This is a genomic window from Sporosarcina sp. GW1-11, assembly GCF_033088395.1.
Lineage (GTDB): Bacteria > Bacillota > Bacilli > Bacillales_A > Planococcaceae > Sporosarcina.
Window position 1 is genome coordinate 1 of record NZ_JAPMIW010000035.1, and the last position, 15,564, is coordinate 15,564.

General features: G+C 44.7%; 17 protein-coding genes and 1 pseudogene. 7 read left to right on the forward strand and 11 right to left on the reverse strand.

The genetic code is table 11. The features are described 5' to 3' along the window. Nucleotides 1-548: 548 nt before the first annotated feature. The 7 genes from ORD22_RS14705 to fumC form a co-directional block, all read right to left on the reverse strand. Nucleotides 549-2,126: an ABC transporter permease gene (locus tag ORD22_RS14705; RefSeq protein ID WP_317646899.1), complete on the reverse strand. Its 1,578-nt coding sequence runs from the start codon at nucleotides 2,124-2,126 to the stop codon at nucleotides 549-551. After that, entirely contained in the window at nucleotides 2,126-3,025 is a 900-nt protein-coding gene (locus ORD22_RS14710; RefSeq protein ID WP_317646900.1) for an ABC transporter ATP-binding protein, read from the reverse strand. The genes ORD22_RS14705 and ORD22_RS14710 overlap by 1 nt, the downstream gene beginning before the upstream one ends. A 313-nt stretch (nucleotides 3,026-3,338) precedes the next feature. Next, nucleotides 3,339-4,013 (reverse strand): Dph6-related ATP pyrophosphatase, encoded by a 675-nt coding sequence (locus ORD22_RS14715; protein ID WP_317646901.1) that lies wholly within the window; start codon nucleotides 4,011-4,013, stop codon nucleotides 3,339-3,341. Continuing rightward, the gene (locus tag ORD22_RS14720) at nucleotides 4,010-5,002 is read right to left on the reverse strand and encodes a GNAT family N-acetyltransferase (protein ID WP_317646902.1); all 993 of its coding nucleotides are present in this window, start codon (nucleotides 5,000-5,002) and stop codon (nucleotides 4,010-4,012) included. Before ORD22_RS14720 ends, ORD22_RS14715 begins: the two co-directional genes overlap by 4 nt. Before the next feature lie 133 nt (nucleotides 5,003-5,135). Continuing rightward, complete coding sequence (locus ORD22_RS14725) at nucleotides 5,136-5,702, reverse strand: hypothetical protein (RefSeq protein ID WP_317646904.1); 567 nt, start codon at nucleotides 5,700-5,702, stop codon at nucleotides 5,136-5,138. Nucleotides 5,703-5,851: 149 nt separating this feature from the next. Continuing rightward, the gene (locus ORD22_RS14730) at nucleotides 5,852-6,373 is read right to left on the reverse strand and encodes a PCYCGC motif-containing (lipo)protein (protein ID WP_317646905.1); all 522 of its coding nucleotides are present in this window, start codon (nucleotides 6,371-6,373) and stop codon (nucleotides 5,852-5,854) included. Between the two features lie 84 nt (nucleotides 6,374-6,457). Continuing rightward, nucleotides 6,458-7,843, reverse strand: a complete 1,386-nt coding sequence (gene fumC / locus ORD22_RS14735) for a class II fumarate hydratase (protein ID WP_317646906.1) — start codon at nucleotides 7,841-7,843, stop codon at nucleotides 6,458-6,460. Between the two features lie 247 nt (nucleotides 7,844-8,090). Between fumC and ORD22_RS14740 the strand changes: the two are divergent. From ORD22_RS14740 to ORD22_RS14750, 3 genes and pseudogenes are all read left to right on the forward strand, one after another. Next, nucleotides 8,091-8,357 (forward strand): annotated as a pseudogene (locus ORD22_RS14740) (anion permease); the annotation flags it as partial. Between the two features lie 159 nt (nucleotides 8,358-8,516). Beyond that, nucleotides 8,517-8,717, forward strand: coding sequence for a cold-shock protein (locus ORD22_RS14745; protein ID WP_009766462.1), 201 nt, complete (start codon nucleotides 8,517-8,519; stop codon nucleotides 8,715-8,717). Between the two features lie 163 nt (nucleotides 8,718-8,880). After that, a complete protein-coding gene (locus tag ORD22_RS14750) occupies nucleotides 8,881-11,025 on the forward strand; it encodes an MMPL family transporter (RefSeq protein WP_317646907.1) in 2,145 nt (714 codons plus the stop codon). A gap of 351 nt (nucleotides 11,026-11,376) precedes the next feature. Here the strand turns inward: ORD22_RS14750 and ORD22_RS14755 are convergent, their stop codons facing one another. The 3 genes from ORD22_RS14755 to ORD22_RS14765 are packed head-to-tail and all read right to left on the reverse strand — an operon-like array spanning nucleotide 11,377 to nucleotide 12,184. After that, a complete protein-coding gene (locus ORD22_RS14755) occupies nucleotides 11,377-11,544 on the reverse strand; it encodes a hypothetical protein (RefSeq protein ID WP_317646908.1) in 168 nt (55 codons plus the stop codon). Between the two features lie 21 nt (nucleotides 11,545-11,565). Continuing rightward, nucleotides 11,566-12,027, reverse strand: coding sequence for a hypothetical protein (locus ORD22_RS14760; protein WP_317646910.1), 462 nt, complete (start codon nucleotides 12,025-12,027; stop codon nucleotides 11,566-11,568). Nucleotides 12,028-12,058: 31 nt separating this feature from the next. Beyond that, nucleotides 12,059-12,184, reverse strand: a complete 126-nt coding sequence (locus ORD22_RS14765) for a hypothetical protein (protein WP_317646911.1) — start codon at nucleotides 12,182-12,184, stop codon at nucleotides 12,059-12,061. 120 nt (nucleotides 12,185-12,304) lie between these two features. Here ORD22_RS14765 and ORD22_RS14770 point away from each other — a divergent pair, with 120 nt between their 5' ends. From ORD22_RS14770 to ORD22_RS14780, 3 genes are all read left to right on the forward strand, one after another. Continuing rightward, nucleotides 12,305-13,432, forward strand: coding sequence for a CAP domain-containing protein (locus ORD22_RS14770; RefSeq protein WP_317646912.1), 1,128 nt, complete (start codon nucleotides 12,305-12,307; stop codon nucleotides 13,430-13,432). Nucleotides 13,433-13,530: 98 nt separating this feature from the next. Further along, on the forward strand, nucleotides 13,531-13,995 hold the full coding sequence (locus ORD22_RS14775) for a hypothetical protein (protein ID WP_317646913.1): 465 nt from the start codon (nucleotides 13,531-13,533) through the stop codon (nucleotides 13,993-13,995). Further along, nucleotides 13,980-14,270, forward strand: coding sequence for a DUF2653 family protein (locus ORD22_RS14780; RefSeq protein ID WP_317646914.1), 291 nt, complete (start codon nucleotides 13,980-13,982; stop codon nucleotides 14,268-14,270). Before ORD22_RS14775 ends, ORD22_RS14780 begins: the two co-directional genes overlap by 16 nt. A 63-nt stretch (nucleotides 14,271-14,333) precedes the next feature. On the opposite strand, the gene ORD22_RS14785 is transcribed toward ORD22_RS14780, so the two are convergent. Then, complete coding sequence (locus ORD22_RS14785; RefSeq protein WP_317646915.1) at nucleotides 14,334-14,924, reverse strand: superoxide dismutase family protein; 591 nt, start codon at nucleotides 14,922-14,924, stop codon at nucleotides 14,334-14,336. 90 nt (nucleotides 14,925-15,014) lie between these two features. Between ORD22_RS14785 and ORD22_RS14790 the strand changes: the two genes are divergently transcribed. After that, nucleotides 15,015-15,440 carry a hypothetical protein gene (locus ORD22_RS14790; RefSeq protein ID WP_411567663.1) on the forward strand — a complete coding sequence of 142 codons (426 nt, stop codon included), beginning with the start codon at nucleotides 15,015-15,017 and terminating at the stop codon, nucleotides 15,438-15,440. Nucleotides 15,441-15,564 lie beyond the last annotated feature (124 nt).

Here is a 15,564-nt window from a genome sequence, read left to right on the forward strand (position 1 = left end):
AAGACACATCAATACGCTTCTGTATGTAGTGAAGTAATTCGTCACTGAACCCACTGCGGCGCTGGCGGATGGCTCCCGCGATGAGCCAGAAAGGAAGATCGCCTCTCTGTCTCATCGCTCCGCCTACCGCTTGTAAGGCGCCTTCGTTCAGTTAGGAAAATAAATAGCGTAGTACATTGAAGTTGAAAGGTTTCATTCGGTAAGTGCCAAAGTCCACTAAAACTACACTGTACTCACCAGCGAAGGCACAACTGCGGGGTCGGCCGAAGCCATGAGACAGCTAGCGTTCTTTGCTAGTTGGCTCATGGCGGGAGGCAATCCCCCACGTGCCGAAGCGATGATAGGAAGCTGATATAAACTCTAAAGTTGTCTGTACTATTAAAGTTAGCTAGACGTATTCTCAACTTTTAAGTCTTTGCTCACAGCAGCCTCAGCTCCATAAAATGATTATTATATTAATATAAACCTCCCCAATAATGCTATCCTACAATTAATTAATGCAAAACTAGTCAAGGTTTACGGGAAATTCCATAAGTAGAATTACAGACTCACCCTTGAATGTCTCGATTGTTGTAGCGATTGAAGCCGACCACAAATAAAACAGCCGCCACCGCAAGCAATCCGCCAGCATACAGCCAATTCATTTCTTCAATCGGTAATTTAGACACATAGCCGAATGGCGACAATTTTTCCATCCATTCAGGAAATTGAAATAGCCCCCCTAGATACAATGTCAGGAAACCGTAAAACAGGTAGAGCCAGATGAAGCCTGTTGCTCTTTGCGCGACTCCGATCAAACACGCACTAATCGCAATCATCACTGCCACCGCTGGGAAATGAACTATACTTGCTTGCCACACCGTTCGGAAGGCAAAAGGCTCATCCATAGAAGCCGTACTCGCTAGCCATAGCCCCAAAGCTGAAAAACTCAACATGACTAAGCTGGTGAACAGCGCCAGTACTATATAAGTTGCCAATAAATTCACTCTTGAAACTGCACGACCCAGTACGATATCTAGCCTAGACTTGCGCTCTTCACCCGCTAGTTTATGAACCGCCAGCAATGCCGGAATCGTGCTAATGAATGCAAGTACCGCCATCAACATCGGTAAGAATTGTGCTGCCAATGAACTATTTTCATCCGCCACAATCATCGAAGCAAATATTTCATTGCTTTGGAAGAACTTCTCCAAATCACCGAGAACCGAACCATAAGACAGTCCAAGAACGACCATACCGATCGACCAAGAGATAAAAGCAGTCTTCTCTAAACGCCATGCAAGCCCGAGTGGATTGCGTAAAAATATAGACGCATGTGCACGACCACCTCTCGACGGAAGAAAACCCGAGCCTAAATCGCGTTTCGCATGCAGGACAATCGCTAGAATGAATAATAGAAGACTTCCTATAATCAGGAAAATTACTGGTAACATATTGTTTTCGCTATAAGGCTGAACTTGCGCAAGCCAACCGAACGGAGGAAACTCTTCTGTTCCCGCTCGTACTAAATAAGAAACAATCATTACAGTAAACGACAAACCAACTGTACCTCTCGAACTTTCCGAAAGTTGCGCACATACGGCCGTCACACCTGCAAAAAACAACCCAATCGCGCCAAGTCCCGCACCATAAATAAGCGATCCTCGCAAATCCATACTATCGAATGAAAGACTAAACAAACCGACACTTATCAACATTGCCATCACTACATTGACAGCCAAAAGCACCAATATCGAAGCCGTCAATTGCGAGTTTCGCGCAATAGGCAAGGAACGCAGGAATTCCGCCTGCCCTTCCTCTTCCTCCGCACGCGTATGCCGTACCATCAATAAAATATTCATAATGGCGACCGCAATCCCAGTCATCAGAAGCATCTGATGCGCCACCATCACACCGAGCGTATAATGCGTTAGATCAGCAGGTCCAACCATCGCAGTCATAACGGGATTTTCCATCGTTGCTGCCATCATGTCGCGATCTTGTTGCGTTGGATATAATGAATCTAATGCAGGCGGTACAAGCAACGTCATCGCAACGATCCCAAAGAGCCACCAAACATAGCGCCACCGATCTTGCCGTACGATGAACCGCGAGAGACGTAAAGTTCCCGCAAACTTTCCCATCATCATGAATTCCTGCTTTCTACCGCTTCTTCATAATGCTGCATGAATAAATCCTCAAGCGTAGGTGAGGCACTCTCGATTTTCTGGATACCGTGCTCACTTAATTTACGCATAATCGCTTCCATTTCATCTGCATCCGCTTGAAATGCCCAGCCATTTTCTGTCGGCAACACCTCATGAACACCTTGCCACGAAGCAAGTGACTCAATCGGAACTCTCGTCTCCACCGTCAAACGCATACGAGTCAAATGTCGTAATTCATCCAACGTGCCACACTCAATCAAGCGACCTTGCCGAATAATACCTACACGATCGCAAAGCTTCTCCACTTCCGACAAGATATGGCTCGACAACAACACCGTCTTGCCTTCTGCCTTTACTTCCGCCACGCATTGCTGGAAGATGTTCTCCATTAAAGGATCCAAGCCAGACGTCGGTTCATCCAGCAAAAACAGCTCCGCATCCGATGCAAATGCAGCAACTAAAGCTACCTTTTGTCGATTACCTTTGGAATACGTCCGGCACTTCTTCGTCGGATCCAACTGAAAACGCGCAAGCAATTCATCCCGCTTTCTTTCATTAATCTGTCCTTGAAGGCTCGCAAATAAATCAATCAATTCGCCACCCGTCAACTGCGGCCATAAATTCACGTCGCCAGGGACATACGCAATGCGGCGATGTATTTCCACCGCATCCCGCCATACATCTTTACCGAAGATCGTCGCCGAACCGTTCGTTGCGCGCAACATCCCAAGCAACACTCGAATCGCGGTCGATTTCCCCGCCCCATTCGGCCCAATAAAACCAAACACTTCCCCAGACTTCACCTCAAGATCTAGTCCGTCCAATGCATGATGCTTACCAAATACTTTCGTCACTTGATTCATCTCAATCACGTTCATCTGTGTGCCCTCCCTTCGTTCGAGTTAGAACTAGTGTATTACGTATATTTTAGCATATATATAGTACGGAGAATATTCTGACTGGAAGAACGCATTACTTGGTTGATGTTAGGCGTGGTTGTGACGTGGTTGTGACGTGGTTGTGACGTGGTTGTGACGCGGTTTGGCGCGGTCCCAACACAGTTTGGCTCGGTCCCAGCAACGGTTGGCGCGGTTCTAGATCCGATTGGAGCTATTCTAACAAAAGTTCGCGTAATCCAATTAAAGCCCAACCTCTCCCTAAAATAACGCAAAAAACACTTCCGCGACCGATTCAGTCTGCAGAAGTGTCTTTCTCTATTTCACAATTCAAAAATACATAGCCATCTTTTTCAACCGTCTCGCCCATTTTCACAGCAATCCGTTCCTTAAAAATCGGGCCATCGACGACTACAGTATGAAACTCACCAGACTCGCCACAACTATCGATTCCAAGTGCTTCAAGCTCGTCCATTAGCTCAATGGTGAAACGGCGCCCTATAAATTCGGCTGGCATCATCTTCGTATTGACAACGACGATATACGCTTCGAATCCTTCATTGATGAATTCCTCTAACAACGTACGTCTCGGTTCTTCCCATAGGGGGTGAACTGCTTTCATGCCCACTTTGGCGCACATTGACTGCACCCACAGAAGATGATCTTCCAAATCAATGTCACCGAAAACCGCTTGCGGAATACCGTGCTCTTTACAAACACGCATCGCATCTATAAATTGCATCTCATAACCTGCCCAATCTGCTTTTCGAATCATCAACGGCGCGCCAATTTGCTTCGCTTGCGCTTGAATGATCTCGAGTGGCAATGCATGTGATTTGGAATAGGACTCGTCTAGTTCGAACATCGTCCATAACATCGCTGGTGTATTACCCGCTTTTATCGCTCGGTGAGTAGCAAGTGCGGAGTCTTTTCCGCCACTCCACGAAGCAACAAACTTCGCCCCGGTCATTGTCCGTCCGCCCATGCAATTCGTGCATCTACTGTACGCGCCATGCGGATCATATAAGAACGGAAACCAAGCTTCGGCCAGAAGTAAGAAGCGAGATGATTCGCTGTATACCAGTCAGTCATGATGTATTCATAGCCGGCTTTTTTCATTTGTGTGAAACTATGGTTGGCAATTGATTTCCCAATGCCTTGTCCACGTAGTTCAACATTCGTAGCCGCCTGCACGAGTACCGCTGCTCGATCGGGTGTCGTCATCGCATGTCTTGCATCGGCTGGCGTATATAAATGAAACGCAACGGGCACGCCATCCTGTTCGGCGATAAAGCTTCGCGTACCTTCCTTACCTTCATAGGCGCTTAACATATCGCGTTCCGCATCCAAAGCTTCTTGTGTAATCGGCTTCCAAGCAGGTGCTTTCGCTTGGTGTAAACTATTCCAAGGCGCCATCTTTTGCAACACTACTTGCTCATCCGACGGCAATTCATTTACTTTCACGAGGCTATTCTCCCCGGGTTGCGCGCGGTAAAGTCCTAAAGGTAAGGCCGCAAAGCGCTGTTCGAAATGGAATGATTGCTCTAACATTTCAAGAATTAATTCATCATTGCCAACGGGTACATCTATCACATGCTCGAAATACCCATTACGAATCCACTCTGCCCCTACTTCGGTATACATCAAACGTGCCAGTCGCGGATGCTCGTCCTCATGAATTACAAATGACGGATAGCCTACATACACTGTGCGGCCTCGCGTAGAATCATGACGATACTCATATAATAAATAGCCGATGACATCATCGTCACGTAACGTAACCAATCCACCCACATACGGTTTATTCATTTCCTCACGCAAGCGCTCTTCCGCTTGCTCTACTTCTTCAAAACGTTGCTGCAAAAATGGAAATCGTTGACGTTCTTCTTGATGTCTAGTTGCCAGTAACGAGGCCATCTGCGGTATATATTGTTCTTCAAATTCAACAAATCGTATCATCTGAATCCCCTCCTGCCTAGTTTAACTAAATTATACCATACCTTTTTAACTTTCCAATGAAACGAACGAACCTGATCACTAATCAGAAATCCTTTCAGAGCGACGACTAATTACATAGTGTTCCGTTAGCAAACTAGGTAATTGTTGTCTGTCTAAGTAGTATGAAACCAACTTTGAGAAGTGGTAAGTTTTTCAGAACGTAGCAAGCAGCATCTTGATTCACACCTAGGTACTCCCGACATTGTTTATTAGACAGTTCCGTTTCGAAAATCAAAAAGTAATCTTGTGTCGCCTGTCTGATCGCTGACTTTTCAAATCTATCGCAATGCACACATCGCCATTTTCGTTCACTAACTTTTTGGAGCGGTGCATTGCATAAATTGCAAAGACATCCGGTACGTAGCATATGTTCTTCAATATGGTAATAGTTTTTGAGAGGTGACGGATTATAAAGTGTCTGTTGTTCGGTAAGGCGCTGAATCAGTGTATCCAGCTGTTTGGGGGTAAGTATTGGATCCTTTGGAGGTTGCGAATGGAAAAAGAGAGGAAGATGTTTAGCGTAAAGCCACTGCATTTCTGTTGGGGCTTCATGTACAGAAGTTTTTTGATTGGCTAACACGACAGCACATTGAATAGGGATTTTAATGTTTTGTTCTGCCAGCCACCTTTGTAGATAGTGGCGGCTATTCTCAACTTGCATTTGTGGGCATTCCATCATGATGGACGGTCGATTGGGGTACATGCGCGGAACTCGCGACAACTTTCACGGAACTCACACTCAGCACCGCAAATTCCAGCAAAATAAACCCCCTTTCCAATTCAGAAAGGGGGTTCCAATCAATAAATAAATTAAGCCGGCATCGGGGTATCCGTTGGCTTGGCATAGTTTCCATTACCATACTCCGCATCGATGGCATCACGGATTTCTTTCATAGACTTGCCGTCTTGCTTCATTTGCACAGACTTCACTGCGATTTCCAAACAAACTAGGCAACGTGTGCCGTGATCGTCCCAGACGACCGAGCCGTCTTCGCGTACTTCGTCAAGGAAACAGTTCATATTACTTTTATGACCCGCGCTATCGCCACATCCGCAGTAGCAAGGCATATATTCCAAAACATCTGTAGCTTTGCCCGCCACTTGATAAACCATCCGCATGTCTTCTGGCTTATCATCTAAGAATGATGGCAAAATATCCGCAGAAGCCGTGACTTCTTGTAAGTCGCCATTTGGCAAATGTTCTGCGTGGTCATGCCCTGCTTCCTCCCGTACATCTTGATCAACTTCAGCCGGTTTTTCAGTCGCACCGTTTCCACAAGCTGCTAGCGCCAAAGTTAGCGCAGCCAATCCCGCAAGTAACTTCTTTTTCATATCTAGTTGTAACTCCTTCATGTAAACGTAATGCCTTCATTATACAAGCTTCACTACGAAAACGCGCGTACAAACTAGTGACAATTACTGAATTCCTGTCATTTTGCTAGGGTCAACATATTCGTCAAACTGTTGTTCCGTTAATAGTCCTGTAGAAAGTGCCGCTTCTTTTAGCGTTGTGCCTTCTTTATGCGCCTTCTTCGCAATCTTCGCTGCATTTTCGTAGCCGATATACGGATTCAATGCTGTGACTAACATTAAGGAATTTTTCACTTTATTATCAATTTCTTCACGATTCGGTTCAATACCAACTGCACAATTATCGTTGAAGCTGATCATGCCGTCCGCTAATAGCTTCGCGGATTGCAGGAAATTGTAAATGATTACAGGCTTAAAGACGTTCAATTCAAAGTTCCCTTGGCTCGCTGCGAAACCGATTGTTGCGTCGTTCCCCATGACTTGTGCAACGACCATCGTCAATGCTTCACTTTGTGTCGGGTTCACTTTACCTGGCATGATCGAGCTACCTGGTTCGTTTTCTGGAATCGTAATTTCACCAATTCCTGAACGTGGCCCACTTGCTAACCAACGTACGTCATTTGCTATCTTCATCAAATCTGCTGCCAATGCTTTTAACGCACCATGCGTATAGACTACTTCATCATAGCTCGTTAACGCGTGGAATTTATTTTTAGCCGATGTGAATTCAATCCCAACAGACTTTGAAATTTCTTCTGCTACTTTATCACCGAAACCAGCCGGTGCATTCAATCCTGTTCCGACTGCTGTTCCACCGATTGCTAATTCCTTCATAGACTCTACACTGATTTCTAGCATGCTATGTGTTTTCTCTAACATTCGATGCCAGCCGCTAATTTCCTGACCTAATGTTAATGGAGTCGCGTCTTGCAAGTGCGTCCGTCCAATTTTGATGATGTCCATGAAGTCTTCCGTTTTCTGTTGCAATGTCTCTTTTAATTTATCAATTGCCGGTAGCACTTCACGTTCCACCGCAATGACACCCGCCACATGTAGCGCTGTCGGGAATGTATCGTTTGAGCTTTGAGATTTATTGACGTCATCGTTCGGATGCAAGCGCTCTTCCTCGCCCCACTCCTCCAACAACTGGTTGCCGCGATTCGCGAGCACTTCGTTCATGTTCATGTTGGACTGCGTACCGCTTCCTGTTTGCCAAACGACTAACGGGAAATGCTCGTCCCACTTACCTTCGATCACTTCTTCAGCTGCTGCCTTAATCGCTTTCATTTTCGCTTCAGATAAATTTCCAAATGAATGACTGGCGATTGCTGTAGATTTCTTTAAATGGGCAAATGCTTGGATGACGCCAAGCGGAATACGTTCTCCGCCAATCTTAAAGTTCTGCTTACTACGTTGCGTTTGTGCACCCCATAGCTTGTCTGCGGGTACTTGTATTTCACCAAATGTGTCGTGCTCTATGCGATATTCCATTTTCCATCCACCTCTCGAAGTTGTAATCAGACTCTCTCTCTATCATGCCTCATTTATTGGAAAATTTGAATTAAAACGCGTTAGACGCCTTCCTAACGACCGTGAAAAACAACAGGTGACCATTGATTCCTGACGACGAGTAATAAAACGAGCCAAACGGTTGGTAAAGGTATTCTCTGTTGCAACTGATTCTCCATCATGGACTCATGACAAAATTAAACACATCATTCATGACACCCATCGAAGCGGTAAGATTATGAAAATTCGTCCGATCCACGGAATCGCGGCAGATCTGAACTCTGCTGTTATTATTTTCGGTGCTACCCTTCTTCACTTGCCTGTCAGTACAACGCATGTTATCTCTTCTTCTATTATGGGAGCTGGGTCCGCACAGCGATTAAAAGGTGTGAAATGGGGCGTTGCACAAAGGATTGTATTAACGTGGATTATTACGATGCCAATCTCCGCAATTGTTGCAGCTATCGTTTATAAAGCGCTTGCATTTTTTTTGTAAGTAAACTTTTAACTTGCAATGTTTAACAATATTTGCTATGATAAAGAAGAATTATTTTTGTTCGACGCAAGGTCTACGATTTTATCTCGACCGTTTTTAGTAATTGAGCAAGGATAGTAATACAATGTGTACACACGTGTGCACGAGGAGGAAACAAACATGGAACAAGGTAAAGTAAAATGGTTTAACGCAGAAAAAGGTTATGGCTTCATCGAACGTGAAGATGGCGACGACGTATTCGTACACTTCTCAGCTATTCAAGGCGACGGGTTCAAAACTCTTGAAGAAGGCCAAGACGTATCTTTCGAGATCGAACAAGGTCAGCGCGGACTTCAAGCAACTAACGTAACTAAAAACTAATTTAACCTTACAAACCGCTTCCTTTTAGGAAGTGGTTTTTTTTGTGCGTTTATTTCCTTAAATCAACAACACTTTTCACTACTTTTTCGTTATGATGAGCGTAGAACATCTAGCACATACATGAATTACCTATATAGTTTAGAAACAGACTGGAGGAATCACCTTGATACATTTTGCGAAGTTCGTGACGAAGTCCTATAAATGGATTCTCGCCTTTTGGATTATACTGTTTGGTGTCATGACCTATTTTGCCATTCAACTTCCCGGCTTGCTTGCTGGAGACGGATTCAGAGTCGATGGTGAACATGAAAAAGTTATGAAGATTGTATCGGAAGACTTCGGTTTACCGGCAGAATCGTTATTTATAGTATTTGATGGAAAGTCGGATAAAGAAATCGAGTCTACACTAGCTGATCTGGAGCCACTCGATGTCGTGTCAGAAATCGTTTCTCCAATAACAGAACAAGACCAATACACAGACGACCTTTCCTATGCAGTTCTCCAATTCAGCAAAGCGCCAGATGATATGCCACAAGTAGTCGAAGACATTCGCGCTTCTTTTGATGGTACAGAAGGTATCGTACTTACGGGTGGAGGTGCGTTTGAACACGATATCAATCAAGCGAGTCAGCGTGATTTAATGACGGCAGAAGCCATTGGTTTGCCGATTGCGATCATCGTCTTGCTGTTTGCTTTCGGTACGCTTGTTGCTTCTTTCGTTCCTTTAATTGTCGGGATTGGAACAGTCGTCTCTACGCTCGGTGTGATGGCATTGCTTGGTAATCAAGTGGATTTATCTATTTTCGTATTAAACATCGTGCCTATGCTCGGACTCGCACTGAGTATCGACTTTGCGTTGCTTTTCATCAGCCGTTATAGAGAAGAACTTCAAAAGCAACATGTGGTAGATTCTATCATTATGACGATTCGTACAGCGGGTCGTTCGATTATTTTCTCCGCCGTCTGTGTATTTATTGGGCTCGGCGCTATGTTGCTCATCAAAGTTGATATTTTTATGAATATTGCACTCGGTGGCATGATTGTCGTCGGCATGGCAGTTATTTCATCCCTTACGTTATTGCCTGCTGTTCTGATGATGCTTGGTGAGCGAATTCATAAAGGACGGTTACTTAAAGAACGCGGTGAAGATGCCAATGGTTGGCGCAAGTTTGCCAATGGCGTCATTAAGCGTCCCGTAACGATTGCGCTTGTCGCCACTGTGTTACTAGCGATCGCAGTCATTCCTGTTCGCAATATGGAACTAACCATTCCTCAAATCGATTCCTTACCGGAGTCATTTGATACTCGTACGTCCTTTGAACAAATGCAAGACACATTCGGTTTGGATAATGAAAGCACCGTCTTCTTACTAGCTGAGCGTAATGGTGGCTGGAAAACGACTGAAGGACTCACTGCGATGAAAAAGCTTCAAGATCAATTATTGGATGATTCATTAGTGAAAAACGTCTCTACTATTTACACATTAAGCGGGATCGAAACACCTGCTCAATGGGAAAACAGACTGAAGATCCCACAAATGTACGATCAGCTAAATCCTATCTTGAAGGATTTCACCGACGACAACCGATTGCTCATTCCTGTCACTCTAGGTGCTGCCGGCAGTTCCAATGAAGCACAAGACTGGGTTCGCGACTGGTCCGCTAAACAAACAGACTGGAATTTATTAATCGGTGGCGAACCGCGATTCAATCAAGAAATCTTCGATGAAATCGCGGATCACATCGTCTATGTATTACTTATTATCGTCGTCTCTACATTTTTCATATTAATGTTCGCGTTCCGATCCTTAATCATCCCGATCAAAGCGATTTTGATGAATATTCTTGGATTATCCGCAACGTTCGGGATCTTAGTGTACATTTTCCAATACGGCCATTTTGGTTTGCATCCGGGAACTGTAGCACTCATCATCCCGGTCATCGTCTTCAGCTTAGTCTTCGGACTCAGCATGGACTATGAAGTCTTCTTAATCTCACGAATGCAAGAGGAGTTCTCGTATTCGTTCGATAATGATCAGTCAACTGTAGAGGGGCTCGCAACAACGAGTAAAGTCATTACGTCTGCAGCTCTAATTATGATCGTCCTAACCGGTGCATTCGCCTTCACCGACGTCATGCCCGTCAAGCAAATCGGCGTAGGCATTGCCGTCGCAGTTGCAATCGACGCAACAATCATCCGGCTACTACTCGTCCCTAGCCTAATGAAGCTATTCGGTAAGTGGAACTGGTGGCTGCCGTTTGGCAAGGGCTTGTATCGGTCTACTAGTCAGTTTCCTAAGGATAATTAGAAGTGGAGAGGCTACCGTTTCGCTGCGCTCCAGGCGGACGCGTTCCCGAGGGCCCGCGGTGAGCCAACCGGTCGCAAGCTCCCCTGGTCGTCTCACCTATCGGGCTGATCCTCCGGGAGTCGCCGCCTTGCGCTACGCTTCACTAGTGTCTTCTCCTGAAGCCAATAATTGGAACGCCCGGCTTTATACTTATTCTTGATCCATTTAAATAAAACTCTTGACTACAGGTAAGAACATGTCCGCCTGAAACGTAGCGAAAGCCGTTGCGAAGTACGGCTTTTGCTTTGAATCCCGGACCACTATCAAAATGAAAAAGCAGTTACTCGCATATAAATGAGTAACTGCTTTTCTTTATTGCCAACCAAACGAGCCGTGTTCACTATACGACTGGTTTTCGATAGACTGGTGATTTTTTTGTGTAGGATTGTTTTTAAAGGTAGCCTGTACCATGAAATAGATCGCCGCCACTACAGCGATAACACAAATGACTAAGCCGATTGCGACTGTTTTGCCCTTCATTCGAGTTCACCCCTATTGCCCTTATTTCGTCTTAACTGAAAATCCTTCTTCTTTCAAATAGCTTGCTGCTTCACCGTAATCACCGAAGCCCTCTTCAAGATTCGGACCGTGGTAGATGTTAAAGAAACCATCTTCCTCAAGAAGTGTCACCTTCGAACCTTCCGGGTGCTGCCATGTTTCACTAATCGTTTCTACTTCAGGTGCTTCTGTCGCAAGTCCTTCAACAGCTGCGCGAATCACTTTACGTAATTCATCCGCAGAAAATTCACGTACGTTGACTAGACCGCGTTCATCCGGCTCGTAACCTTCAACATTCGCTACATAAACAAACGCGTTACCGTTCGGATGCAAGTGCTGTACGACGACTGTCTTATCGAATAAAGACTCTTCATAATGATAGTTCAAGCGTTTCATGGACACTTCTTTTTTCACAAGCTCCGGAAATTCTTCTATAATTTGTTGCTTCTCTTCAAATGTTAACATAATCTTCCTACTCTCTGATAAAATGATTTTATTATCTCGTTTTCCACTCGATAAACAAGACAAGCAATATGATGACTGCAAATGCGACGATATAGAACCAGGAAGGTACACTGCTCACACCACCGAACATGCCATCCACTCCTTCCAGACTTTCCATTCTTTTTTTAGTATACCCTTTTTCCCTCATCTAAGGACGATAATTTTCAACAATTCGGTAGCTTCCACTGTATTGACACGATAGGAAAAGAGTATAATACATTAGAGGAGTGAGTGTCACATGATAAAACGCCTATTTCAGTTGCTCTTTCTCGTTGTGATTATATACGCTGCCAAACCTTGGTGGGAAGGTCCCATGTCCGAATATGTGGATTTATCGTTCTTAGACCCACTCGATGCACGTGTAGAATCCGTACTTGATGAGGAAATGATTGAATCTGCGCTTGATTATACAAAACAATCGATTTCGACTATCGTTTCATTTATTTCAGATAAAACCGCAGCCTCGCGCGCCCCAGATCCAGTGGAACAACCTGCGCTCGATGCACCGACACGTGGTATCATTTCGATTCACAATATCGAAATCGGTATGCCCGAAGCACAAGTACAAGCGGAACTCGGTGAGCCCGTCCGTAAAACTACTAATGAATACGGTACGGAATGGCTGACGTTTCATCAAGACTATCAAAACTTCGTCATGCTTTCGTATGATATCAAACGGCACGTCAATGCAATCTACACGAATGATCGGCTGATTTCTTCATCTATTGGTATTGAATATGGGATACCAAGAGCCGACGTTCGCGGAGTCATGGGAGAGCCAATTACAGAAATTCGCAAAGGGACAAATATTTATAAACTACAAGACGATGAAGGAATGGACCTTTTTCATTCGGATGGCATGTATATGTATGTTTTTTATGACTTGCATAAAGATCATATAGTCACTGCTGTTCAATTGATTTCAGATACATTGGAACAAAAGAAAACCGCTCTTTACGCTCCTAAAAATGATGCGATGCGCAAAGGCTTCGAAATTCAGTTATTTGATTTGACCAATGCAGCACGCGTTCGGCATGGACGTTCGATTTTAACATGGGATGAAAAAGCTTCTAGTTCCGCACGCAAGCATAGTCTCGATATGGCGGCACATAATTATTTCAGTCATGAAAACTTACAAGGCGAGTCCCCTTTTGATCGCATGAAAAAGGAAGGCGTGAAATTCATCAGCGCAGGAGAAAACCTAGCATACGGTCAGTCTAGCAGCATTTTCGCTCATGAAGGTTTGATGAATTCAAAAGGCCACCGAGAGAATATTTTAATACGTGATTATCAGTTCCTAGGAATCGGTGTGGACTTCAACGATAAAGAACAGCCATTTTATACAGAAAACTTCTTCTCAAAATAAGGGTTTTTTCTTTCATTACGCAATGCTATCTAGTAAAATAAATTCAAGGTCCTTTATCATTAAGGTACCTTCATTAAAGCATCAAAGGAGAATACTAATTGAAAAAACTAGCTGCATTTTTCCTAGCTGCGACGTTAATTTTGTCGCCTATCGGAAACATCATCTTCCAAGATGAAATTACTGCGGAAGCGCGAGGCTATAAGTCTGGCAAGAAGAGCTTCAGTACGCCGAACAAGGTACAACCGAACAAAATCGAGAAGAAACAAGATAATACGAAAACAGATAACGCAAAACAAAACAATGACAAGACAGCAGCTGGCAACACAGCGAAAAAGCCTGGTATGGGTGGCGGTTTGATGAAAGGCTTACTGGTAGGTGGACTTGCGGGTCTATTATTCGGTAGTCTTTTCGCGAACATGGGTATGCTTGGATCAATCCTCGGGTTGATGATCAACGTACTTGCCATTGTCTTCATCATCTTCATGATCCGGAAAATTTTCATGATCTTCAAAGAGAAACAACGTAAAAAAGAAGAGGATATGAATTCATGGAACAGCAGATAATTTACGAACAAGATGTAGCGAATGCTGTGTGTGTGTTAATTGCCAAAGAATCACGCGTCATGCCTGATGATGTAGAAGTTGAGCTAGGTTACGATGATGATACTGGTTTTTCTGCTGAAGCAGAACTAAACGGCCAGATGCATTATTTAGATACCACTCGTTTAGTAGAAGCACTTCGTCTATGGATCGACCAATATCTTGAGCTTGACCCAATGGCGGCTGGCATTCAGCTGAAGTTGGATGATGAAGAAGGTATTATTGCGATTGTACGATAATCGTTCGGACGCGCGTACTTTTTGTAAGTAAAAACGGTTTCTCCTAGGAGAAACCGTTTATTTTTATTTACCGATATTACTAGAAGTGATTTCAGCACAAGCAAATGGTGCGCCCGAATCACCTGCTGGGTCGGTTTTGTAATCATCCGCACCTTCATGGATAATCAACGCCGTACCGTTTTGGTCAAGCAATGAATTATCCTTGCCCATCTCAAGCGTTACAGCGTCTGTTGTAATTTCGACTTTAGCGTTACCGTCTTCATCCGCTACGAGGTTCTCCAAATCACCTGCGTGATGTCCCTTTGGATTATCTAGACCATGCTCTGAACCTGTCGGGTTGAAGTGCCCGCCAGCAGATGCTTTGAAATCTGGCGCAGTACATACACCCGTTTCATGGAAATGCATCCCATGCTCGCCAGGCGTCAAGCCCGTTACATCCACTTTCAACGATACGCCACTAGGTCCTTCCGTTAAAATCGCTGTCCCTATATTATCTCCATCTGTGTTACGGACTGGCGCTACTACTTCCGTTGCAGCTACTTCTTGATCTACTCCCGTTTCTTCACCGCCACTGACCGGCACCTGTTCCTTCGTTCCACCACACGCCGCCATTAACAAAACTGATCCTAATACGATACTAGGTAATTTCCACATACTATTTCCCCCTTGTTTTATGCTATACACATTATTTCCAACCCACTGCACATTATACAATGAAACCATAATTTGACTATACCCATTTTTGTGGGTTGGCTAACATGTCGGAGTTTTGAGCGGTTTGCGTGGAGACCAACTTCGAACCGAGCTATTCCTACCTCGAACCGCGCTATTCCTACCCCAAACCGCGCCTTTCCTACCTCGAACCGCGCTATTCCTACCTCGAACCGCGCTATTCCTACCTCGAACCGAGCCTTTCCTACCCCAAACCGCGCTTTTCCTACCTCGAACCGAGCTATTCCTACCTCGAACCGAGCCTTTCCTACCTCGAACCGAGCCTTTCCTACCTCGAACCGAGCTATTCCTACCCCGAACCGAGCTATTCCTACCTCGAACCGAGCTATTCCTACCCCGAACCGCGCTATTCCTACCTCGAACCGAGCCATTCCTACCCCAAACCGCGCCTTTCCTAAACCGAACCGCGCCAAACCATGCATAATTACCTTACAGTAGACAGTATAAGAAAGCGCTCCTAAAGGACAGACTACATCCTGAGGAGTGAGATCATGACTAGAAAAACGTATGAATATGAACTGAAAAAGAAAGTGGTGGAGCTTTATTTTGAAGGGCATGCCGC